The 21,795-nt window shown below is 46.5% G+C and carries 23 protein-coding genes; 12 read left to right on the plus strand and 11 right to left on the minus strand.

Features of this window, described 5'->3' with window-relative positions; translation table 11 throughout:
• Window positions 1–70: 70 nt before the first annotated feature.
• A complete protein-coding gene (locus P364_RS0124295; RefSeq protein ID WP_024632645.1) occupies window positions 71–1,606 on the minus strand; it encodes a helicase DnaB in 1,536 nt (511 codons plus the stop codon).
• Between the two features lie 354 nt (window positions 1,607–1,960).
• Window positions 1,961–2,254, minus strand: coding sequence for a YuiB family protein (locus P364_RS0124300; RefSeq protein ID WP_024632646.1), 294 nt, complete (start codon window positions 2,252–2,254; stop codon window positions 1,961–1,963).
• A 230-nt stretch (window positions 2,255–2,484) separates the two neighbouring features.
• Between P364_RS0124300 and hemQ the strand changes: the two genes are divergently transcribed.
• Window positions 2,485–3,231, plus strand: coding sequence for a hydrogen peroxide-dependent heme synthase (gene hemQ, locus P364_RS0124305; RefSeq protein ID WP_024632647.1), 747 nt, complete (start codon window positions 2,485–2,487; stop codon window positions 3,229–3,231).
• A gap of 141 nt (window positions 3,232–3,372) precedes the next feature.
• On the opposite strand, the gene P364_RS0124310 is transcribed toward hemQ, so the two are convergent.
• Window positions 3,373–3,627: a hypothetical protein gene (locus P364_RS0124310; RefSeq protein ID WP_024632648.1), complete on the minus strand. Its 255-nt coding sequence runs from the start codon at window positions 3,625–3,627 to the stop codon at window positions 3,373–3,375.
• A complete protein-coding gene (locus P364_RS0124315; protein WP_024632649.1) occupies window positions 3,624–4,817 on the minus strand; it encodes an NAD(P)/FAD-dependent oxidoreductase in 1,194 nt (397 codons plus the stop codon). Before P364_RS0124315 ends, P364_RS0124310 begins: the two co-directional genes overlap by 4 nt.
• Window positions 4,818–5,352: 535 nt before the next feature.
• Here P364_RS0124315 and P364_RS0124320 point away from each other — a divergent pair.
• Window positions 5,353–6,327: an NAD(P)/FAD-dependent oxidoreductase gene (locus P364_RS0124320; protein WP_211754064.1), complete on the plus strand. Its 975-nt coding sequence runs from the start codon at window positions 5,353–5,355 to the stop codon at window positions 6,325–6,327.
• Window positions 6,328–6,411: 84 nt separating this feature from the next.
• Window positions 6,412–6,663, plus strand: a complete 252-nt coding sequence (locus P364_RS37440) for a hypothetical protein (RefSeq protein ID WP_143812693.1) — start codon at window positions 6,412–6,414, stop codon at window positions 6,661–6,663.
• Window positions 6,664–6,685: 22 nt separating this feature from the next.
• Here the strand turns inward: P364_RS37440 and P364_RS0124325 are convergent, their stop codons facing one another.
• Together P364_RS0124325 and P364_RS0124330 are read right to left on the minus strand one after the other, a co-directional pair.
• The gene (locus tag P364_RS0124325) at window positions 6,686–6,829 is read right to left on the minus strand and encodes a sporulation histidine kinase inhibitor Sda (RefSeq protein ID WP_024632651.1); all 144 of its coding nucleotides are present in this window, start codon (window positions 6,827–6,829) and stop codon (window positions 6,686–6,688) included.
• Between the two features lie 355 nt (window positions 6,830–7,184).
• Window positions 7,185–7,844 carry a YheC/YheD family protein gene (locus tag P364_RS0124330; protein ID WP_024632652.1) on the minus strand — a complete coding sequence of 220 codons (660 nt, stop codon included), beginning with the start codon at window positions 7,842–7,844 and terminating at the stop codon, window positions 7,185–7,187.
• 236 nt (window positions 7,845–8,080) lie between these two features.
• On the opposite strand from P364_RS0124330, the gene P364_RS0124340 reads away from it, so the two are divergent.
• The gene (locus P364_RS0124340; protein ID WP_024632653.1) at window positions 8,081–8,335 is read left to right on the plus strand and encodes a hypothetical protein; all 255 of its coding nucleotides are present in this window, start codon (window positions 8,081–8,083) and stop codon (window positions 8,333–8,335) included.
• Between the two features lie 26 nt (window positions 8,336–8,361).
• Window positions 8,362–9,888, plus strand: coding sequence for a Ppx/GppA phosphatase family protein (locus P364_RS0124345; RefSeq protein WP_024632654.1), 1,527 nt, complete (start codon window positions 8,362–8,364; stop codon window positions 9,886–9,888).
• Here P364_RS0124345 and ppk1 read toward each other — a convergent pair.
• Window positions 9,848–11,929 carry a polyphosphate kinase 1 gene (ppk1, locus tag P364_RS0124350; RefSeq protein WP_024632655.1) on the minus strand — a complete coding sequence of 694 codons (2,082 nt, stop codon included), beginning with the start codon at window positions 11,927–11,929 and terminating at the stop codon, window positions 9,848–9,850. The genes P364_RS0124345 and ppk1 overlap by 41 nt on opposite strands.
• A 250-nt stretch (window positions 11,930–12,179) precedes the next feature.
• Between ppk1 and P364_RS0124355 the strand changes: the two genes are divergently transcribed.
• From P364_RS0124355 to P364_RS0124365, 3 genes are all read left to right on the plus strand, one after another.
• Window positions 12,180–12,407: a hypothetical protein gene (locus tag P364_RS0124355; protein ID WP_024632656.1), complete on the plus strand. Its 228-nt coding sequence runs from the start codon at window positions 12,180–12,182 to the stop codon at window positions 12,405–12,407.
• Window positions 12,408–12,821: 414 nt separating this feature from the next.
• A complete protein-coding gene (locus tag P364_RS0124360) occupies window positions 12,822–13,802 on the plus strand; it encodes a glycoside hydrolase family 53 protein (RefSeq protein ID WP_236642231.1) in 981 nt (326 codons plus the stop codon).
• Window positions 13,803–14,284: 482 nt separating this feature from the next.
• Window positions 14,285–14,794 carry a hypothetical protein gene (locus P364_RS0124365; RefSeq protein WP_024632658.1) on the plus strand — a complete coding sequence of 170 codons (510 nt, stop codon included), beginning with the start codon at window positions 14,285–14,287 and terminating at the stop codon, window positions 14,792–14,794.
• A 128-nt stretch (window positions 14,795–14,922) separates the two neighbouring features.
• Here P364_RS0124365 and P364_RS0124370 read toward each other — a convergent pair whose 3' ends face one another.
• Entirely contained in the window at window positions 14,923–15,564 is a 642-nt protein-coding gene (locus P364_RS0124370) for an NAD(P)-dependent oxidoreductase (RefSeq protein ID WP_024632659.1), read from the minus strand.
• A gap of 142 nt (window positions 15,565–15,706) precedes the next feature.
• Window positions 15,707–16,063 (minus strand): HesB/IscA family protein, encoded by a 357-nt coding sequence (locus P364_RS0124375; protein WP_024632660.1) that lies wholly within the window; start codon window positions 16,061–16,063, stop codon window positions 15,707–15,709.
• A gap of 444 nt (window positions 16,064–16,507) precedes the next feature.
• On the opposite strand from P364_RS0124375, the gene mqnE reads away from it, so the two are divergent.
• Window positions 16,508–17,614: an aminofutalosine synthase MqnE gene (gene mqnE, locus P364_RS0124380; protein WP_024632661.1), complete on the plus strand. Its 1,107-nt coding sequence runs from the start codon at window positions 16,508–16,510 to the stop codon at window positions 17,612–17,614.
• Window positions 17,615–17,832: 218 nt separating this feature from the next.
• On the plus strand, window positions 17,833–18,894 hold the full coding sequence (locus tag P364_RS0124385) for an NAD(P)/FAD-dependent oxidoreductase (RefSeq protein ID WP_024632662.1): 1,062 nt from the start codon (window positions 17,833–17,835) through the stop codon (window positions 18,892–18,894).
• Here the strand turns inward: P364_RS0124385 and P364_RS0124390 are convergent.
• Entirely contained in the window at window positions 18,891–19,145 is a 255-nt protein-coding gene (locus P364_RS0124390) for a YuzB family protein (protein WP_024632663.1), read from the minus strand. The genes P364_RS0124385 and P364_RS0124390 overlap by 4 nt on opposite strands.
• An 80-nt stretch (window positions 19,146–19,225) precedes the next feature.
• On the opposite strand from P364_RS0124390, the gene P364_RS0124395 reads away from it, so the two are divergent.
• Entirely contained in the window at window positions 19,226–19,471 is a 246-nt protein-coding gene (locus tag P364_RS0124395) for a NifU family protein (RefSeq protein ID WP_024632664.1), read from the plus strand.
• 129 nt (window positions 19,472–19,600) lie between these two features.
• Here the strand turns inward: P364_RS0124395 and P364_RS0124400 are convergent, their stop codons facing one another.
• Complete coding sequence (locus P364_RS0124400; protein WP_024632665.1) at window positions 19,601–20,392, minus strand: SDR family oxidoreductase; 792 nt, start codon at window positions 20,390–20,392, stop codon at window positions 19,601–19,603.
• A 324-nt stretch (window positions 20,393–20,716) separates the two neighbouring features.
• Here P364_RS0124400 and P364_RS0124405 point away from each other — a divergent pair, with 324 nt between their 5' ends.
• On the plus strand, window positions 20,717–21,715 hold the full coding sequence (locus P364_RS0124405; protein ID WP_024632666.1) for a DUF2167 domain-containing protein: 999 nt from the start codon (window positions 20,717–20,719) through the stop codon (window positions 21,713–21,715).
• Window positions 21,716–21,795: the final 80 nt, after the last annotated feature.

Genomic DNA, 21,795 nt, shown 5'->3' on the forward strand with positions numbered 1-21,795 from the left:
ATGATCATTTAGCAAAAAAGGCGAGTCTCCCTGATTTAGGAACTCGCCTCTTGATTCTATATTATGAAAGTTATGAAGTTCCCTTTTGTTTGCTTGCCTGCATCTGTTGGGCAAACCTCATCATCTCTTCGAACTCTTCTTCGGACACTGCATCGCCTTCGGCACCTATGTCTTGTACAATCGGAATTTCGGGTTTGGCTTTGGTTCCTTTGCCGTATGTACGGGAACGGGTTCCAGCTGCACCAGCAGCCTGCTTGCCTTTGACCTTGGCTTGGTCACGAATGTACTGTACCGCCTTCTCGTAGGAATTCACCTGCTTGAGCAGCATATTGGAGGCAATGGCCTCAACGAAGTTACGGTTAATTCTTTGCTCACCGCCGGATACAAGCAATGCCATCAAATAGTGAATCAGTACATTGATCACTTCACCAGGCAGCTTGTAGCTGAGGTCGATTTTCTCAAAGATGTCCACCAGATTGTCCGGTACGGCACCAGGGAAAAACGTCTGAAGCAATCGGGTATAGGGCTCATTACGCAGCATCATGTTGTATTGATGAATATCACACTTGGTCGAAAATTGCGGAGGCACTTCGACGTAGTATTCCATCTGTACCACATGTTCGACAGGCGGTTCACCGGAGTCCTCTTTCCGCTCAGGCTCCTCCATGTGCTGTCTTAGGGCAACAACCTTCGCTGCCTGTACGGTCTGCTGCTCATGTCGCTTCTTGGTTTGTCTGAACTGCAGGCTCGCCTTGTGTTGAAGATCATCCAGCACGAGCTGCCCCTGTGGGTTGAAGATATCATCCTCATCCAGCAAACGACACACATCCTGTACGCTGAGATTGAACTTGTTCACCACATAATTCACAATGCCAAGCTGTTCATGATCGAACCGTAATTGCTCCACATGACGACGATTGACCGACTCACGCGGAAAACGCAATATAATGTCGGCATAATTCAGGCTGTTCTCTTCGGCTGCCCCATTGAGCCCGTTGCGCTGTGCCGAAGTTGACACTTCCGACAAGGCCTGTTCCAGTTCGTAATCAATGACATGGGTGTTTAATTCAAATATGTCGTAAAAAGGAACGGAAATATTCTCTTTATTCGCTGCTGGGTAAGGCGCGTCACCACTCTCTATCGCCGAAAAACCGGAACGTAGTGAAAGTACGGCGAACTTGCCGATTTTGTCACGAAGCAGCAGTGTCAAATGCTGTGTGCGGAAAAATTCTGCCGGGGAGAGCGGGGGCTGCAGCTCATATTCGTAAATGTAATCGTCATTTTCCGGAATATACAGCCGTGAAGTCTGAAGTAAGCCCACGGCTTCCAGCTTGGATGCCTGCTCCACCAAATACTTGCGTCCTTTCTCGCTTGGCTCGAGTCCAAGCGTCATGAACAGCCTCCGTTGCTGTTCAAGTGGCGAATAACCGACCTGTTCCCCGGGAAGATGCTGAAACAGCAGTCGATACAAGCCAACCGCAAAGGCACCTACCATTGGCTGATACGCTCCGGTAAGCATACGGTCATCCAGGGCGCTAAGTCCAAACTCCCTGTACACGCAGTAGCGATGATGTTCAGTATAATGATGCAAATTCTTCATGCGCATAGCTTGATCTCCTTCTCCCCAAAAGTATGTTTATCTATTCTATCATAAATGTCGGATCCTCAAATGTTCAAAAACAGGTAAAAAACGGACCTGTTCTCGTTCCGTTTCGTCCTAGGTCGACAGCATTCACGTTTTCGCAGAGTTGCTAGATTACTATAAAAGCTACAGCCATAGAAAACAAGTAAATCTATGGAGAAATGTTATCCAGATATATATGAGACATGTCCGAAAAATAATGCACACTTTTTTGCTGCATGGCAAAAAGCCTTCCCTTTGCGCTCGTAAGCGTTTACGACAAAGGCAAGACCTTTACGGACAATGCAGCCCAGCATTTGCTGCCCTCTGGCTAGCTGATTAAAACATTTTGTATCCGCCCAGACGAAGTTTGCGAATGGCCCAGCCACTGATGACCGCTCCAGCAAGTCCAGCTATGCCCGTCATATAGTCAACAATATGGAAAGAACCCAGATGCGACATCAGCGATGCCGTATGATCCCATAAGGAATACACGACAACAGGCAAAATAACAATAATGAACAGATAGGAAGGAAACCAGGTTGTCTTCATCAGCATATTCAGAATGAAACCGATACCAAACATCATAACGAAAAATAACACCATCAAAACCAGCACAGGTATAAACTGCATCGGGTGACGTTCACCTCTTCTTTCACTGACTCGGGTTTCTCTTACTACGGATAGTAGATAGTGTACCGCAAAAAATGTGGCGAAGCAACGAACTTTCTGGACAAATTTCCCTATAATCAGCTTCACTTCATTTGCCCTTCTGCTTCCTATTGGGATACAATAAAGACGATAACGCATTCAACCGTCCCTTACCGGATTTGGAAATATACATTGCAGGAGGAATACAATTCATGAACGAAGCCGCATCAACACTGGAGGGCTGGTACGCCCTGCATGATTTTCGCTCGATTAACTGGGCCGCCTGGAAAGCAGCCGATGATGAGGAACGTGCCGTAGCACTGGACGAGCTGGAGGAATTCTGGAAAGAATGGAAGGAAGTCGAGAATTCCTCCCAAGGGAGCACAGTCGTGTATACGGTTGTGGGCCAAAAAGCTGACCTTGTCATGATGCATTTGCGTGAAACGCTGGAAGATCTGAAGGCCGTTGAGAATGCCTTCAACAAAACGATGTTTGCCCAATACACGACCAAATCGTATTCTTACGTCAGCGTAGTGGAGCTGAGTAACTATCTCGGCAAAGAGGGCGAAGACCCGATGCAGAACCCGGAAATTATCGCCCGTCTCAAACCCGTTCTGCCACAGCGGCAATACATCTGCTTCTACCCGATGAACAAAAAACGCGAGTTGAACGACAACTGGTACATGCTGTCCATGGATGAGCGTCGCACAATGATGCGCAGTCACGGCATGATTGGTCGCAGCTATGCAGGCAAAGTGAAACAGATCATTACCGGTTCCGTTGGTTTTGACGACTGGGAATGGGGCGTTACGCTGTTTGCGGATGATGCACTTCAGTTCAAGAAGCTCGTTTACGAGATGCGCTTTGATGAAGTCAGTGCCCGTTATGGCGAATTTGGCTCTTTCTATGTGGGAAGCCTCCTGAACGAAGAAACTTTGGAAGACATGCTCAAGCTGTAATCGTATAAATCACAAAAAGCACCGCGATCCCTCCATTAAGAATAGGGTCAGCGGTGCTTTACTTTTTTCGAATGAATATGAAATGTTCAATATTAAATGGATGACTCAGGTTCTTTGGGATAACGTGATTGCTTAATCCTCTTAATCCTGATCCTCTTCATCAACCGCTTTCAGAGACTCCAGAAATTCAGCTGTTGCTCTGTCACGGTCACGTCCCTTCTCCTTAAGCCGCTCGATGGCAGGCAAAATGAGAATATCCACTTCCTTCTGAACGATGTAAGCCAGATCATACTGATCCTGTTCCTCCAGATAACCACCGACTTGCATCAGGGCGTTGTACCGATCCAGTTCTTCTCGCGTGAGTAGTCCTCTGACCTGAACACTGCAATGTCTCATCCAAAAAACCGCCCTTTCTTCAGTACCAAAGGAATGCCACCGATGATAAACAAGTACCGGAGATCCACCAGCTTTTTCAGCTGAGCCGCTTTCCAGCCCTTGTACTTCTTACCGCCTACGACGGCAATAGCTTCACCTTTCCCCAATGACGCGACCGTACCTTTACTTGTAAATACAAAAGGTTGTGGCTGCTTCTTGCGGATGGCAGCGACAACGTTTTTGGCACAGTTAACACCCTGCTGCATCGCGATCTGAGCGGTTGGTGGATATGGGCGCCCTTCATTGTTGAACACCAGTGAATTGTCACCGATGACATAGACGTGCTCATGCCCTGGGGCACGCAAAAACTCATCGACCTTCACCCGTCCACGCATCACTTCAAGGCCTGCCTGCTCAAGCAGGGCGTTTCCACGAATACCGCCGGTCCATACGACCGTTGCTGCATCGAGTTTTTCACCTTCACCCACAATGACACCGTCTGGCAGACATTGCTTGATCGGAACACCGATTTTGAAAGTAACGCCTTTTTTCTTCAACACGTTCATTGCATGCTCAACCAGTTCCGGGTCAAAGCCCGGCAGAGCTGAAGGTGCTGCTTCGACATTATAGATGTGTACGTTTTTCGGATTCACGTCGAATTCCTTGCAAAGCTGAGGAATGCGATCCGCAAGTTCCGCCACGAATTCGACACCACTGAAGCCAGCTCCACCCACGACAAAACGAATGCGGTTACGTTTATTATCGTTTTTGTACATGGCAAACTGATATTCGATATGCTCGCGAATCATTCGGACCGAGTTAATGCTGCGAATGGTCATCGCATGATCGAGCATCCCCGGAATACCGAAGGTTTCCGGTTCCCCGCCCAATCCAATAATCAGATAATCATAGGATAACGTGCCGTCCTCCAGAATGATCTTCCGATCCTGCAGCCGGATCTCCTTAACCGAAGACTTGACCAAATCAATCTTGAACTCGTCAATCAGCTTCGATATCGGGACCCTTGCATGTTCAATCGTATCTGTGCCGGCTGCCGGCATATGTAGATGTGTGGTGATATAATGATAATCATGCCGGTTCACCAATGTGACATCGGCCTCGTTATAGTTCAATTCCTTCTGCAGCCGCTGGGCTGTCAGAATCCCGCCATAGCCCGCGCCGAGGATGACGATTTTGGGAATGCTGCTCATGTCTGTACCCCTTCCGGTTTCGTTCGCATCAACCGTTCGTTTGTTTTGTTGTAAAAAGGCTCTTACTTACCCATATTGATGAGGTCTTATCCATTATGACGACAAATGTTAACTTCGCGAATTTATTTGAACTTTTTGCATGCAAGTTATCGATTAAAATTGTGAAATTATACACAAGATTCAACAAAACGCGGGTATTGTCTTCACATTACAAATTGGGGCTAAATTAGACAAAAAAACACATAGTACAGGTCAAGGATATCTGTATTTCTGGCAAATATCAAGGTTTTTTTTGTTATTTTTCATAACCTTTCATTTCCAATTTCATCCTATTCTCACCTGATCTTCATCTATTGTTCCTAGTTTCATCATACTGCCAACTTTGCAACCCAGTTTACACCGTTTATAATGAAAAAGACAGTTCAGCAACAAACGCTGGGTACAATACGTACCCGGCTTCATTATTTCTGTTAACTACCTATTAAAATAAGAAAGGTGTTGTTGATTCTTGACTGCACAAACTGCCGGTCATGACATGACCGATTTACTTATTATTGGTGGCGGCCCTGCGGGTCTGTTCGCCGCGTTTTACGGAGGGATGCGTCAGGCATCTGTTACTCTGGTTGAAAGTATGCCACAACTTGGTGGACAACTTGCCGCCCTCTATCCCGAAAAATTCATCTATGATGTAGCCGGTTTCCCGAAAGTGACCGCTCAGGAACTGGTGAATAATCTGGTGGAGCAAATGAGCCATTTTAACCCGAACATCCGTCTTGAAGAAAAGGTTGTTTCGGTAGAGAAACTAGAAGAACGTCACTTCGTCGTAAAAACCGATGTGAATGAATATCACGCCAAAGCCGTAATTATCACTGCCGGTGTGGGTGCATTCGAACCCCGCCGTCTGGAGCTTGAGGGTGCTGCCAAATTCGAAAAAACCAATCTGCACTATTTCATCAGTGATCTGAACGCCTTTGCCGGCAAAAAAGTACTGATCAGCGGTGGCGGTGACTCCGCTGTAGACTGGGCACTCATGCTCGAGCCGATCGCTGAGCAAGTAACCCTGATCCATCGCCGCGACAAATTCCGTGCGCATGAGCACAGTGTCGAAAACCTGATGAATTCCAAGGTGAACATCGTTACACCTACCGAAATTACCGAACTTCACGGTGAGGACAGCATTACCAAGGTTACTTTGGCTCACGTCAAAACTAAGGAAACACAGGAAATTGAAGTGGATGATGTCATCGTCAACTTTGGCTTTGTCTCTTCCCTGGGACCTATCGCAGAATGGGGCATCGAAATTGACAGTAATTCCATCGTGGTCGATTCCCGCATGGAAACTTCGATTCCGGGTATCTATGCTGCCGGAGATATTACAACATATCCAGGCAAGCTGAAGCTGATTGCTGTAGGATTCGGTGAAGCGCCAACCGCAGTCAACAATGCCAAGGTATACTTCGATCCAGACGCCAAGCTGTCTCCAGGACACAGCAGTAACATGAAGCGCTAATTCCTTATGGAATCTTATAGAATATAAAAGACACAAAAAAGGGTATCTTACTCCTGAATGAATTCAACATCAGGAGGGATACCCTTGTCTTATATATGCCCGCTGTGTAACGGTCTGGTTGTACCGGAGCAGGCTTGTCCCCACTGCCTTCAGGGACTGTCAGAATGCGGCAAATTGGACGATTACACCGGACCATACAGCCCCTACGCCATTCACACTTCCTCTGACACGGCAGACGAAGCCGAAAACGTTTGCAATCATATGATGTACTGTCACCATTGTCAGACAAGCACACTATGGCCTGTAAATCTATGGGACATGTCCGGAAAACTGTAACATTGCCTGCAAATGAGGATCTCTAGTGAAGAATGGCAGATACGTCGGTACCCAGTTTGCGCTTATGGATTTCTGCCAACAGCAGTGCGATGAAATCTCGTTCGAGATCCAACTCAATCGCCTTATGGTAGGAGTCCAATAACATCTCATCGGATAACATAGCCATTTCCCGCCACAACCTTTCCTTTTTTTTCCTCAAAACTATCATATCAGAGATTTATAAAGAGAACAAGCGTTCTTGTTATCCACAACGTTATGTGGAAATCCTGTGTATAGTTTGTTGATAAATGGTAAAAATGTTGATTGATCAACGTGGATAGTGTGGATAGTATTTATACACAGGATCGAAGCTTATCGAACAGAACGATTATCATAGCATTTTTTTTAGAATAAATTCATAGTTTCAAGAGTTGATGCGAGTAAATTACCCTTAATTGTTAAATTCCAAACGTTTTCCACCTAGTTTCCTTCTATTTTACTATCGGATTTTCTTTGGATTTTTTTAGCTTTTTTCACCATTTTCATTGTGGTCTGGTGTTCACTTCCAAAATCCATATCTTGCCTGAATGATCCAGTCCATAATCGAAACCGAGCTGTCCCACACCTGGAAACTGATTTTCCATGATCCGTGTACATGTGAGTGTCAGTGAACGCATCTCTCGACGTTTGTGTTTTCCAGAAATATGAGGCAGCGACAGAGCGAGTGCTCTTCTGCCGGACAGCATCGTACCACCTTTGCTAAGATTGGTTACGACCAATCCCGGACGAGCCAGCCGTCCCACCATCGAACGGAATACCCAGCCCCTTTCCGTCTTGACGACCTTGACTCTGTAATCAACAGGTCTGCCCTGAATGGTCGCGAGATGAATGCCTTGCTGAATCAAGTATCTCCGTCTGGCTTTTACACGGATCAGGGAGCGGTACATCTGATTAAAATGAGTAAAAGAACGGGTTATTTTCATATGAGTGTACCGATAGGCTCCTCCACTTACTGATACTCTAATGACACCGTAACCTCCACCACCAACAACAGGTTTGATATACACCATTCCGTAATGACTAAGCATGTTTAGCAGATTCCCCGAGTTGAACGTCTTCGTCTGTGGAATGTGGACAGCAGCTACCGGATATTTCAACAGCGCCGCTGTCTTCAGCCATTTGCTTGCAAGCTGTCTCGACATGGGTTGATCTCCTTTCCTGAACAATAGTCCTTCCTTATACATACTCAACAGGAGCCGTGCTTTCTTGGATGTCTGTCCAAGGCTGGGGCCCCTTTTCCGTGGATAAAGTCCATAAGCTTGTTTCAAGGCCGGAACAAGCGCCTGGTTTGCTTTTCAAACGCATCAATCTATCGTATGCTACTAAGGAATGGTTTGGAGAGGCTTAAATATGAGGATCTAAGGAGCGTTCAGAAGACATGGAATCATTTTTCAAATCACTGTATGGCGTAGCCTATTTTGCCATTTCTATCGTTCTGGTAGCCATTACGGTGCTTCTATTCGTTACAGGTATTCGACTGTTTATGAAGAAAAGCAATCGCGGTTTTGCTGTAAGTTGTATTCTGTTTGCCTGCTTCATCGTCTTCATTATTGTGGTAATGCTGACCACGCCCTTCTCCTCGACGCCTCCGGGTTCACCGGAAGCCATGGCAGCCTTGCTGAGAATCGGGTAGATTAACCTCTGTAGAAGGAGATGCTTATGACACATAACGAAATACTCGGAATCATCGATATCGGCTCCAATTCCATACGTCTGGTTATTTATGAACTCGATTCGGATAGGGCCTATCGCATCATTCATGAAGACAAATATGCAGCTCGTCTAAGCAATGTGGTTGAACAAGACGGAACGATTCTGCGACATTCACTGGACAAGGCTATCACGATTTTGCGACAATTCAGGGCTACCTGCGAAGCTTATCAAGCCAAGCTCATCCGTGCGGCAGCAACAGCGGCCATTCGGAATGCAGGCAATGCTTCAGAAATTATAGGTTGGCTGGAAGCTGAGACGGGACTTACGATTGAATGTGTATCCGGCGATCAGGAAGCCTATTACGGCTTCCTAGGCGTCACTCAATCGATTGATCTGGCGGATGGTTATGTCGTGGATATTGGCGGAGGAAGTACCGAGATCACTGTATTCCGCGATCGAAAAAGACTGCACAGCATCTCTCTGCCTATCGGAGCTGTGAACTCACACGCCCGTTATGGCGGAGAAGATCAGTGGACTGAAGCTAATGCGACCGCCCTCTGTAATGAAGTTATCCAGGCATTAAGTGATCAGGATTGGGTCAGACAGCATCCCGGACTACCTCTCATAGGGCTTGGCGGCACGATGCGTACCCTGGCCAAAGTGGAACAGAAGAGAACGCAGTATTCATTGCCGGTTACGCATCATTATGAAATCGGTGCAGAAGAGATGGAAAATATCGCTCGTTCTTTGCCACATCTCACCTCGGCACAACGCAAGAAAGTACCCGGTCTTGCCAAGGATCGTGCAGACATTATTGTGCCAGGTGTTCTCATATTGCGCACGGTCTTTCAGATCATCCAGGGAGATCGTTATGTCGTGAGCGGAGCGGGGTTACGGGATGGTTTGCTAAGGGATCTCCTGGCTGCAGGTCAGCCGGTCGTGCCAGACGCGCTGAAGGACAGCATTCGCAACTTCATCCATTTTGGCCCACCGATTCCGGAGAAACGTCTGAATCGGATCCATCAGGATGCGCTTACCCTGTATACTGCTTTACAAGGTAATTCCCCCGATCCAGCAGATGCCCGGATCCTGTACACGACCTGTATGCTGCACATGGCTGGAAAACAGATTAACTATTTCCGTTATCCCCAGCACTCGGCCTATTGGATTATGAATGCGAGTATCTACGGACTCTCTCACCGGGAGACGATCCTTAGTGCCATTGCAGCCGATTATCATCCAAAAAAAAGAACGCCCCAGCTGCTTCAAAAGCATAAGGACATTCTAAAGGATTCAGACGAACGACATGCCCATCGCTTGGGCTCACTGCTGCGCGTAACTGAAGCGATCAATCGAGCTGAAAGTATCACTGCCATAAAGGCAGCAAAAGAAAACGACTCGCTGCAGATGCAATTCATCTGTACAGCCGAGCCGTTACTGGAACTGAGCGACCTCGAAGAGGCCGTCAAAGATTTGCAGGAAGCTTGGGGAGTTACGTTAACACACTCCATTCAGCAGGTTTCCAAGGGATAATCCCCATCGCCTCCGTCTGACTTCTCAGCGGGGGCTTTTCATTTTGTACAAATACATAATTGCCGCCAGGCATAAGCTCTCTTGCTTTCACATTATCGTTCAGAGACAGGTTCAGAATGTCCACCAGCATCTTCTTCAGCTCTGGATCAAACACGGGACACATCAGCTCAATTCTTCGCTTCAAATTGCGGGTCATCCAGTCTGCACTGGACAGATACACATCCGGGTTCCCACTATTTTCAAAATAGAACAGTCTGGAGTGTTCCAGGAACCGGTCCACGATGCTGATCACACGTATATTCTCACTAAGTCCCTCTACACCAGGACGCAAGCAGCACACACCGCGCACGATCAGATCAATCTGTACTCCGGCTTGAGATGCCAGATATAATTCATCAATGATATCCTGATGGGATAAGGAATTGATTTTGGCAATAATCCTGGATTGTCTTCCCTTCAAGGCATGCTCTGCTTCCCGTCGAATAAGCGCGAACAGTTCGTCCTTCATGCCGTCTGGGGCGACGCGGAATGCCTGCAATGCTTTGGGTCCGGAATATCCGGTAATCTCATTGAACAGTTCGGATGCATCTTCGCCAATGATGGGATTGGAGGTGAACAGTCCCACGTCGGTATACACTTTGGCTGTGCTTTCATTGTAGTTCCCTGTTCCAACATGCACGTACCTTCTTAGACCACTCTGTTCTCTGCGTACGACAAGAATGATCTTGGCATGAGTCTTTAATCCAACCAATCCGTAAACCACATGACAGCCTGCTTTCTCCAGCGTGCGTGCCCAAGCAATATTCCGTTCTTCATCAAATCTGGCTTTCAATTCAACCACAACGGTCACTTGTTTACCGCTCTCGGCAGCATGAGCCAGTGCGGGAATGAGACGGGAATCCCCATTCACCCGGTATAACGTCATTTTGATCGCCATAACGCGCGGATCTTCCGAAGCCTCTACAATAAAGTCCGTTACCGGTTCGAAGGATTCATATGGATGATGAACGAGCACATCCCGTTTACGCAGCAACTCGAAGTGACTTTCCCGTGGAAGGAACTCCAGAGGATACACAGGCTGCACCGGACTGTATTTCAGATGAGAGAAGCCTTCCAGACTATCCACAAACCCGGCCAGAAAACTCAGATCCAAAGGTCCATCAATTTCGTACACAGGATCTTGAATATCGAACTCTTCCCGCAGTTCAAGCAATGCATCCGGCCGAAAATCCGTACACACTTCCAGTCGTACCGGTGCTCCCCGGCGTCTGCGCCGCAATTCCTTCTCAATTGCTTCAAGTAAATCTTCCGCTTCTTCTTCATTAATGAAAAGATCCGCATTACGGGTCACCCTGAATTCCTGTACAGCCAGTGGAACATATCCGCTGAAAAGGGTATGAATATGATGTTTGATGAGATCTTCGATCAAAATGAACGTTTTCTTTTTACTATTCGCCCGAAGAGGTACAGGAATAACCCGAGGAATATTGGAAGGCACCTGCACAATAGCCAAAAACGGCTCCCCCTCCTGCTCTTCTTCCTTCTGCAGCATCACGGACAGATATACAGACTTGTTGTGTACCAGTGGGAATGGGCGACTCTGATCAATAGCCATCGGTGTTAATACCGGAAAAATGATCTCATGAAAATACTGGTCCATTGCTCGCTGCTGGGTCATATTCAGATCTGTGTATTCCTGAAAATTGACGCCTTTCTTGGCAAGAAGACGAATGAGTTCCCGATAGGTTTTATATTGTTCGGCGACCATGGTCCCCGTTCGTTTAATCAATCTGCGGTACAAACCCGAAGGGGTATACCCGGTAAAATCCTTTTGCGTAAATCCAGCCTTGATCTTCTCTTTCGTCTCCGCTACCCTTACACTTACGAACTCGTCCAGGTTACTGGCGACAATGCCAAGAAACCTCATGCGTTCCAGCAGTGGTGTTGTTGGATCTTGCGCCTCCTGGAGCACACGACGATTAAACTCAACCCAACTTAAATCACGGTTAACGTAGTTACCTGTTTTGACATCTCTATGCATGTATGGCCTCCGAATGTGTTGCATATCTTTTTTGAATCAATATTCTGATATAATTAATTGTACTATTCGTGATTGGTTACAAGCGTCATCAAAGTGTAAACGCTATGTAAAATTTATGTAAATGATACCTCATAGCGATAACTTTTTCCATCCCTTTACAAAGAGCAGGAGACAGAGTAAAGTGATGTACAGTGTAAATTGTCCGGTTGCTATCCATCATCCAAAATTGCATTTGTTAAAGGAGTATATAATGAAATCGAACAAACCTAGAACGTTACAAAAAAATATAGAGTTTTTCACGGCTGCACTATCCCAATGCACCGTAACCGCATGGCAGGAAGATCCAGCGGGCGTATATTGTGAAGTGGGTCGTGGCATCGTAGAGCGGATCAGCGAAGACAGCGTTAGAATTCGCAACGATAACGGTACGAAAAGTCATTATGACCGGGATATTACGATGTTCCAAACCGAAAAATAATTTTGCGTAAATATGAAAAAAAGACTAGCTTTCCGGAAAAGAGTGTTGTATACTCTTGGCACAAGGAAAGGAGGTGCGTCAACATATCTAATCACATGTTGAACGTGTCCCTTACCCGATCCACTAGCTTAATTTAACTGATGCTGGTGGAGGCGCGGGATACGGATCAAGGTTTCAAAAAGCGCCACGGGTAGAAAAGCCGTCTTCGGACGGCTTTTTGTTTTGTCTTTTTTCGCAGAGGTTGAAAAAACAACCAAAATATTGGAAATGAACCCTGTAGTTGTGCTAAGGATGCCCGATATAATTAGGTTGCAACTCAACCCATATTCGAGGAGGCATATTGTAATGTTCAAAAATGTAAGGGGTTTCAAAACATCCATCGCTCTGGTCTTTGTTTTGTTATTCACCTCTATTATGCTGCCCACAGGCCAGCATGCCAATGCAGCACCAAGCTTCGCCAAAGGAGCCGACATCAGTTGGGTTCCCGGAATGGAGGCTCAAGGTTACAAATGGAAAGACAAAAACGGCGTGCAGCGTGATATTATTGATATTTTGAAAAATGATTACCAGATCAACTCCGTTCGTATTCGTGTCTTTGTTAATCCTTCGAATGATTATGGTAACGGTTACATGAACAAGGATCGTGCAGCAGCTCTGGCCCTGCGTGCCAAAAATGCAGGCATGAGCGTCATGCTCACTCTGCACTACAGTGATTCCTGGGCTGACCCGGGTCAACAAACCAAACCTGCGGCGTGGAAAAACTACACGTTCCAGCAGCTGATGGATGCTGTATGGAACCACACGCGTGAAGTTATGACAGCCATGCAGAGCAAAGGCGTAACCCCGGACTGGGTACAAATCGGTAACGAAACAAGCAACGGTATGTTATGGGAAGATGGGAAAGCATCCACCAACATGAAAAATTATGCGTGGCTGGTGAACACGGGTCATAATGCCGTGAAGTCCATCAGCACCAGCACCAAAACGATCGTTCACCTAGCAGGCGGGGATGATAATGCCCTCTTTGTATGGAATATCGGTGGCCTGATCGATAACGGTGCCAACTTTGACATGATTGCCATGTCCCTCTATCCTTCCGCTTCCGGCTGGAACACGGCTGTCACCAATGCGGTAAACAATGCCAAGGATCTGATCAACCGGTATGGCAAAGAGATTATCGTATCGGAGATCGGGATGGATAACACCCAACCGGCAGCTGGTAAAAGTTTTGTCGCAGCGATGAAAACGCAATTCCGCAATCTGCCGAGCAGCAAAGGTAAAGGTGTATTCTACTGGGAGCCTGAAGCAACGCCGGGCTACAATGGCGGTTACAGTAAGGGTGCATGGCAGTCTAATGGCTTGCCGACCGTAATGTTGGAAGGATTTATCGACTAAACACGGGGATAAGTATCTGAGGAGCAGCAGGTGGCGTTACGGGTACGGATCGTTCTTTCGATCGCTGTTGTATCCAAATTTTCTTGAATCAACTTTTTATTAGTTGAAATTTGGATACAAAGGCGCACGCTTCGCTTCTACAGAATCGATTCCGTTCCCTCCACTACGTTGGCTGCTTATGAGATACTTCTAAAATGTGTTAAGTAGGAATTTGGGGTAAAAAAAGAAAAATGCGCTGCTCCTGTTGGGAGCAGCCCTTTTTTTGAGGTTGGAGTGAGTTGATTGAATTGGATGCGTTAAGCAAGGCTAGATTGGTTAGTGTGTTTAGTTCGGCTAGATCGAATTCGTTGGATTGGTTTCATGTTAATTAGGAACGCTTGATGAATCTGAACGTAAATAGTCTTTTCGCTTATATACTTATATAATAAGATAAAAGATTCAGACAGCACATGTACAACCTTATTCTAAAGGTGGGGAAACGTATGGGATTTTTAAAAGATCTGGGTCAGTTTGCTGGGGAAGTTACCGGAAAAGTACTGGGCGGCACCGTAAGAGTGGCTGGGGAACTTGCAGGAAGCCCATTCATCAAAGAAATTGGGAATGGCGTAGAGAAAGCTACGATTAATACAGGGAAGACAGTAGGCCAACTTGCCAGCGGTACATATGATATGGCCAGTGGTGTGATCAGAAAAGACAATACAGCATTAGACGCTGGACTTTCCGATATTGGAGGAGCCGTTACCAATACAGCGAAAGGTGTAGTGGTATCCGCGAAGTATGTGTATAACGGTGGCAAAGATGTTGTTGTCGGCATGAAAAACGAGGATATGGAAAGAGTAAAGCTCGGGGCCAAGAATCTGATTGCCGCTGCGGCAGTCACTACATTGGCTGTAGGACTCGTAGATGCCATGGATGGTATGGATGGTATGGAGTCAGTAGAGTCGGCAGAATTGTTAGAAAATCCAAATACAGATGACGTTACACCACACTAGGCAGCCTGAAGAGGACTACGTTCAGTATTTCCGGATTACGTACACCAACTTCAAAACGATACAAAAAAAATGGACGCTAATCTCGTAAGGATTGGCGTCCATTTTCCATCTCTTTTAGTTCGAATCAATTACTTCGCTTCACCTACAACCGTAAAGCGCTCGTTTTTATGCTGTGGGTTCTCGATTTCATCGACCAAAGCAATGGCATAGTCAGCATAGCTGATGTAGCTGTTGCCTTCACTATTGACCAGAATGACATCATTACCTGCTTGGTATTTCCCTGTCCGAACACCCTCTGGATTAAAGAAGCCAGCCGGGCTCAGGAATGTCCATTGAATCCCGGAGGAAGCTTGCAGATCCTGCAAATTTTTCCCTTGATTCGTCGCGGTTGCTTTGTATGCATCAGGGAATCCTGGAGAATCCACTACACGCAGTGTTTTCGAATCGTCCGTGAACAGGCTTCCTGCTCCGCCCACAACAATCAGTCGAGTATTCGGAGCATCTTTCAGAGTATTAATCAAGGCTTGTCCTGCTTCCACATGCAGATTCTCTTTCCCGGCTGGCGCGCCGAATGCATTGACGATGACGTCGAATGATTTGGCATCCTCTGCTGTGAGGTCAAATACGTCTTTTTCAAGTACATTCAGACTTTTATCTTCCACCTTGGATGCATTCCGAACGATTGCTGTCACTTCATGCCCTCTATCCAACGCTTCTTTCAAAATCAAATTTCCCGCTTTGCCTGTCGCGCCAATAATTCCAATTTTCATCTTAATCTCTCCTTTGGTTTCGTATTATAAACTTTATAATGTAACTATATTAGTTACAACATAACTTGTCAACTTACAAAAAAACCTCCATAACGTGATTAGTACGAGACTAATCCGCTATAGAGGTCTTGATTCGCCATGATTAACAATCTTTATCAGGTACGCCCGCTTCTTCACGTGTACGGAAGGATGATCCACAGCCGCAGGTTGCCACTGCGTTCGGGTTGTGGATGGTGAAACCGCCGGACATGCCGGATTCTTCAAAATCAATTTCGAGTCCATTCAAATATTTCAGGTTTTCCTTCTCTACAACAACCTTCATATTCTGAATATCCATATAGAGGTCCTCATCGGACTCTTTATCGTCAAAGCCCATGGCGTACGAAAATCCGGTACAACCGCCCGGTGCTACGCCAAGACGCAAGAACATACCAGGTGCCTCTTGCTGTGCAAGCATTTCTTTCAATCGGTCTGCAGCCGTTTCGCTGATGCTAATCATGCCAGGTCACTCTCCTTTTCGTTAACTCTCCCTTAAATTATACTCCACCCCGTCAAGGGGCTCAAGTCATCTTTGCCTGTTTCCGCGTTCCCCCTTATCTCCTTTTTCTTCCCAGTGTATTGAACCCCCGGGACACGAGGTTTATAATGGGTAGGTGATCGCTTTGAAATGTCGATATTTTGTCATGACTTATTCAGGTGATGGGCATATATGGAGTTGTAATTTTTTTCACATTTCGAGACTGCACGCAGTCCCCAATGAATATAGAGTCACAAGACTCGTTTACATGAAAAAATTAGTTTTACGTACGCAGCACAAGCTGCACCGGGTAAATAAGAGTTAGTCCACATAAGATGGCGGCAGATGACCGCATCTTTTCTATGTAGTTCTGTAAGTAAGTCCTACAACCCAACTCGATTCCGGTTAAGAATAGGAGGATACAACATGTCTACATTGGTAACACCGTTCACAGACAAAAGAATGGCTGAAATCGTTGAGAAGGTACAGAACGGCGTAAGGCTGAGCGTAGAAGATGGCGTTTATCTGTATGAATCGGATGATCTGCTGACTTTGGGCCAACTGGCCAATGAGGTCAACCTGCGTAAAAATGGCAAGAAGGTTTACTTTATTGAAAACATGAGCCTTTATTTTACCAACGTATGCGAAGCCCACTGTGCTTTCTGTAACTTCCGCAAAGATCAGGGCGAAGATGGTTCTTACACGTTGTCCGGTCAGGAAATGATCGATTACGTAGAACAGCATATTCACCCAGGTGTACGCGAGTTCCATATTGTAGGCGGACATAACAACCATGTTCCTTTTCAATATTATGTCGATTCCTTGCGTGCTTTAAACGAAAAATATCCGGATGTTACGTTGAAAGCCTACACGGCTGCTGAGATTGATTTCTTCACTCGTATCAGCGGACTGAGCATCAAGGAAGTGTTACAGGAGCTGCAAAAGGCAGGTTTGAAATCACTGACCGGCGGCGGCGCAGAGATTTTGTCCGATGAATACCGTAAAAAAATGCGTGTGGACAAAGCGAACGTTGACCGCTATCTGGAAGTGCACCGTACTGCTCATAATCTGGGCATGCGTACGCACACTACAATGCTTTATGGATCCATTGAGTCCTATGAGGACCGTGTAAACCATATGGCACAAATTCGCGAGCTTCAGGATGAGACCAACGGATTCATGGTCTTTATCCCTCTATCCATGCAGCCGAAAAGCAAAAACGCGAGTATCATGCGTCGTAACTCCGCTTACGAGGATCTCAAAACGATCGCGATCAGTCGTCTGATGCTGGATAACATCGATCATATCAAAGCCTACTTCATCAACATCGGTGCACAGCTGACTCAAGTCGCCCTTGGATTTGGTGCTTCGGATGCACACGGCACGATCGTTCGCGAACGGATTAGTCATGCAGCAGGCGCACTAACGCCTGAAGGTCTCACCCGCAAAGAGCTTATATGGTTAATTAAGGGTGCTGGACGTATTCCTGTGGAGCGCGATACGTTCTACAATGAAATTCAAGTGTACGAGTAGCATGTAACAAGAGCATCACTCCAGCAGTCGACTTTCAAGCTACCCGGGGAGCCGTTTGGAATGGAGGGGTGCGAATTGCTGGAGCATATCCGTAATTTTAAATTCCTATTTTCAATCATTTCAAATAAAAAACAAAAGGAGCAGCTATGTAATTGCATAGCTGCTCCACAGGTTACAGCCCCGTTCACACGGGACTGATGCAGAAAGGAAGCCGAGTCATGAAAAATTTCGTCATTCTCGGAGGCGGCTATGGTGGCCTCACGATTATTAAAGAACTTTTGGAAGGCAAAATCCCATCAGATACACAAATCGTGTTGGTGGACCGGAGCCCATTCCAAGGATTGAAGACAGAATATTACGCACTCGCAGCAGGGACCGTATCCGACTATGACCTGCGCATCCAGTTTCCAGTGAGCGACAAAGTCACTTACCGTTACGGAGAAGTAACTTCGATTGACCTGGAACAGCGTCAGATTGAATTTGAAGGCCAGGAACCGCTGGAATATGACAAGCTCGTGATTGGACTTGGATGTACAGACCGATTCCACAATACGCCTGGAGCCGAGGAATACAGCTGTACCATTCAAAGCTTCAGCAAAACACGGGAAACCTACCTTCGTCTTAACGAAGTCAAAGCGTATGGTAACGTGCATATCGTCGGCGGTGGATTGAGCGGCGTTGAGATGGCTGCCGAGCTTCGTGAGAGCAGACCGGATCTGAACATCAGCATCCTGGACCGTGGTGAACGTGTATTATCCGCTTTCCCGCAGCGTTTGTCCGCTTATGTTCATGAGTGGTTTAACGAACATCAGGTCGAGACACGTGGACATATCGCCATTTCACGTGTTGAACCACATGCCATTTTCAACCGGGATGAAGAAATTCTAACGGATGCGGTAGTCTGGACTGCCGGAATTCAGCCCGTAAAAGTCGTACAGGATCTCGATGTGACAAAGGACCCACAAGGTCGTGTCGTACTGAACGAATATTATCAAATTCCAGAATATACCGATGTCTATGTTGTAGGTGACTGCGCCAGCGTACCTTATGCACCAAGCGGTCAGGCTGCCGAGGTACAGGGCGAACAAATCGCTCATATTCAGCATGCCCTCTGGAAAGGCGAAAAGCCCAATCCGCAGCCACTCAAGCTTCGTGGCACACTCGGTGCACTCGGCAAGAAGGCTGGGTTTGGGCTAATGGGCAAAACGTCTATGATGGGGCGTGTGCCACGTATTTTAAAAAGCGGCGTGCTCTGGATGTCCAAGCGTCATCTCGGTTAATCGAGATCAAGCTCAGCCCAGGCATCGGCTTCGGCAATTTTGGCCAATATTGCGTTATATAAATCCTCCACTTTGTCGGTAATGACAAGCTCGCCATTCACCAGTGCAAATGGAGTCATGTAACATTGGCCGCAATTGCTGAGGCAGCCGTATTCTATCACATCATAGTCTGGATTTTCTTCCAGTTGATCCATGACTTCATCTGTGCCAAAATGCATATTGTTGGCACAAAATTCAATAATCGGTCTCATGTAGGTTCACCTGCTTTGTTTGACCATTTTATTTTATGGCCATTTGTAATATAATATAGTGAGGAAAGGAGTTGAAAAAAATGAGCGAAAACGCACAAAGCACCATGTACGATGAGGTATCTGAAGTGCTTGACAAACTTCGTCCGTTCCTGCAACGCGATGGCGGTGACGTGGAACTGGTCGACGTGGAGGACGGCATCATTAAGCTGAAACTGGTCGGTGCCTGCGGCAGCTGCCCAAGCTCCACCATTACCTTAAAAGCCGGGATTGAACGCGCCCTTCTTGAAGAAGTCGAAGGTGTCGAAGAAGTCGTACAAGTATTCTAATCAATCCTTCACGAAATAAACCTCAAGAGCCTTTCGCTTCGCATGAAGCGGAGGGCTCTTTTTTGTGCAAATGAAGGCAGTCCTTTTTTTTCATCGAACCTGATTATGCCTTATCCTTGCATTTCACGCCTAAGTCCGCACTTCGCCATCCTCACGCAGGATGTTGGGACGAATCGGATCAAGTCCTCCAGATACATCCATAATGTTGCCTGTTATAAAATCGGAATGATCGAGACACAGATAGGTGATCACCCGCGCAATATCTTCACCACTTCCGGGACGTCCTCTTGGCGTTTCCTCGTCGGTAATTCCTGCCAACTCATCAATCGTTTTTTCCTTGTTGGCACCGCGAATATCACCCGGACATACCATATTAACCGTAATGCCGTAAGGAGCTTCCTCCACAGCAAGTGTCTTTGTAAATGAAACGAGACCTACCTTCGCCGCAGCATACACCGCTCGATGAGGCCATGATCTTGCTTCTCCCGCATGACTGAAGCCAAAATGTATAATTCTGCCCCACTGCTTGCGCCGCATCTCCGGCAATACACGCTGATCCAGCAGCATCGGTCCAAGCAGGTTTCCTTGCACAAGCATCTGAATCTCAGCTTCCGAATATTCGGCAAATAGTCGACGTTCACGGACAAACGGACCGGCGTTGTTCACCAGAATATCAATGCTGCCTAACTTCTCTTCGACCTGTGCAACCAGCATGGTGATCTCTTCTGTCTTGGAAATATCGGCCTGGACGGCAATACACCGCACACCCTTGGCTATGATTTCAGCCTCTAATGCCTCGGCTTCCGTACGACTGTGTACGTAATTCAGGGCAATATGGCACCCCTGGTCCGCCAGACGGAGAGCTGTCATTTTACCAAGACCTTTGGCACTTCCCGTTATGAGGGCAATCTTTCCCTTCACGTTCATCCCCCTCTTCAAAGAGCAGTCACTTATCCAGTATAAAAGATTTATCATTCCCTCACAACTCGCGTTCCCCACCAATCTGTACCATTTGCAAAAAAGTGTAAATTAAGGACTAAATACTTATCTTTCAAATAACTTTAATAAATTGAATTAGGTCTTTAGAAGCAAAATTAACCCTTTATATCCATATTTCCCTTGTCTGGCCCGGATGCCTATGGTAATGTCGATAAGTCCTTATTTTCTTATGAATATAACGACACAATACATATGTTCATGTAAATGACAACATTGCATGACACCTTCGAAAGGGATATAACGCAAATGAAAAGATGGTTAGCCTCTCTACTCGCAATTTTGCTTGTCGCCTCATTTCAAGCTCCATTCTCGACCACGGCATCTGCAGAAAGTGAAAGCAATAGTTCCACCGAAGATTATCAATGGATTGATGGGCCGTCAAATGTAGTACTTGATAACAAAGCAACATTAACCGTAGCTGAAAATCTCTCCTATCTCGATGCAGCTAACACCCAAAGGTTTCTGGAGGACACGGACTCCTTCCCCAACGGAACGGAAATTGGAAGTATCTATGGTGCCGGCGAAAACTCCAACTGGTATGTCATCTTTGAATATAACGATACCGGCCATGTCGATGACAGTGAAAAAGACGATCTGGACGCCGCTGAACTGCTCGATAGCTACAAAAGAGGTACAGAAGAGCAAAATGAGAAAACAACACCCGAGAATCAGCTGTTTATTACTGGATGGGAGATTGAGCCCGCCTATGACAGCACCAAGCATCAACTGATCTATTCTCTTGGTCTTGAGGATGCAGAGCAGGCAAAACTCGTCAATTACAATGTGAACGTACTCACCCGCGAAGGGTACATCGGTGTTATTCTCGTTACGGATAGTGCCAATTTTGAAGAAAACCGCAAACAGTTTGAAAGCTCCGTGCTTAATCAGCTCAACGTGATCAAAGGAAACACGTATGAAGAGTTTGATGCATCCGTAGACAAAAAATCTGAACTTGGCCTAACCAGTCTGATTCTCGGTGGTGCTGGTGTGGCTGTAGCCAAGAAAGTCGGATTATTGCTCTTGCTTAAAAAGGGATGGTTTGTCATCGTTGCCGCCATTGTTGGCGCTTTTGGATGGATTCGCCGGAAGCTGACTGGCCGCAAAAAGGATGCTGACCCAGGAGATCAGAATTCGCTATCTCATGCTGAGGAAGCTTACCAACAGCATGCTGCTGGACAGGAGTCCACAGACTATGACCGCCATCAGACAGATGGACGTTCGGATACTGATCCGAATAAACGTTAAATCTTATAAAGTAAGGTACTTAAAGTGCTCTACATCGAAGCGCTTAACATGACGTACAAAACAAAAAGTCCTGCCTTCTC

Source organism: Paenibacillus sp. MAEPY2, from assembly GCF_000499205.1.
Lineage (GTDB): Bacteria > Bacillota > Bacilli > Paenibacillales > Paenibacillaceae > Paenibacillus > Paenibacillus vandeheii.

What these genes read in the sequence shown, in the direction of transcription:
- P364_RS0124295 (WP_024632645.1), bottom strand. Translation starts at nt 1,606, where the DNA reads ATGCGCATGAAGAATTTGCATCATTATACTGAACATCATCGCTACTGC.
- P364_RS0124300 (WP_024632646.1), bottom strand. Translation starts at nt 2,254, where the DNA reads ATGCAGTTTATACCTGTGCTGGTTTTGATGGTGTTATTTTTCGTTATG.
- hemQ (WP_024632647.1), top strand. Translation starts at nt 2,485, where the DNA reads ATGAACGAAGCCGCATCAACACTGGAGGGCTGGTACGCCCTGCATGAT.
- P364_RS0124310 (WP_024632648.1), bottom strand. Translation starts at nt 3,627, where the DNA reads ATGAGACATTGCAGTGTTCAGGTCAGAGGACTACTCACGCGAGAAGAA.
- P364_RS0124315 (WP_024632649.1), bottom strand. Translation starts at nt 4,817, where the DNA reads ATGAGCAGCATTCCCAAAATCGTCATCCTCGGCGCGGGCTATGGCGGG.
- P364_RS0124320 (WP_211754064.1), top strand. Translation starts at nt 5,353, where the DNA reads ATGACCGATTTACTTATTATTGGTGGCGGCCCTGCGGGTCTGTTCGCC.
- P364_RS0124325 (WP_024632651.1), bottom strand. Translation starts at nt 6,829, where the DNA reads ATGGCTATGTTATCCGATGAGATGTTATTGGACTCCTACCATAAGGCG.
- P364_RS0124330 (WP_024632652.1), bottom strand. Translation starts at nt 7,844, where the DNA reads ATGTCGAGACAGCTTGCAAGCAAATGGCTGAAGACAGCGGCGCTGTTG.
- P364_RS0124340 (WP_024632653.1), top strand. Translation starts at nt 8,081, where the DNA reads ATGGAATCATTTTTCAAATCACTGTATGGCGTAGCCTATTTTGCCATT.
- P364_RS0124345 (WP_024632654.1), top strand. Translation starts at nt 8,362, where the DNA reads ATGACACATAACGAAATACTCGGAATCATCGATATCGGCTCCAATTCC.
- ppk1 (WP_024632655.1), bottom strand. Translation starts at nt 11,929, where the DNA reads ATGCATAGAGATGTCAAAACAGGTAACTACGTTAACCGTGATTTAAGT.
- P364_RS0124355 (WP_024632656.1), top strand. Translation starts at nt 12,180, where the DNA reads ATGAAATCGAACAAACCTAGAACGTTACAAAAAAATATAGAGTTTTTC.
- P364_RS0124360 (WP_236642231.1), top strand. Translation starts at nt 12,822, where the DNA reads ATGCTGCCCACAGGCCAGCATGCCAATGCAGCACCAAGCTTCGCCAAA.
- P364_RS0124365 (WP_024632658.1), top strand. Translation starts at nt 14,285, where the DNA reads ATGGGATTTTTAAAAGATCTGGGTCAGTTTGCTGGGGAAGTTACCGGA.
- P364_RS0124370 (WP_024632659.1), bottom strand. Translation starts at nt 15,564, where the DNA reads ATGAAAATTGGAATTATTGGCGCGACAGGCAAAGCGGGAAATTTGATT.
- P364_RS0124375 (WP_024632660.1), bottom strand. Translation starts at nt 16,063, where the DNA reads ATGATTAGCATCAGCGAAACGGCTGCAGACCGATTGAAAGAAATGCTT.
- mqnE (WP_024632661.1), top strand. Translation starts at nt 16,508, where the DNA reads ATGTCTACATTGGTAACACCGTTCACAGACAAAAGAATGGCTGAAATC.
- P364_RS0124385 (WP_024632662.1), top strand. Translation starts at nt 17,833, where the DNA reads ATGAAAAATTTCGTCATTCTCGGAGGCGGCTATGGTGGCCTCACGATT.
- P364_RS0124390 (WP_024632663.1), bottom strand. Translation starts at nt 19,145, where the DNA reads ATGAGACCGATTATTGAATTTTGTGCCAACAATATGCATTTTGGCACA.
- P364_RS0124395 (WP_024632664.1), top strand. Translation starts at nt 19,226, where the DNA reads ATGAGCGAAAACGCACAAAGCACCATGTACGATGAGGTATCTGAAGTG.
- P364_RS0124405 (WP_024632666.1), top strand. Translation starts at nt 20,717, where the DNA reads ATGAAAAGATGGTTAGCCTCTCTACTCGCAATTTTGCTTGTCGCCTCA.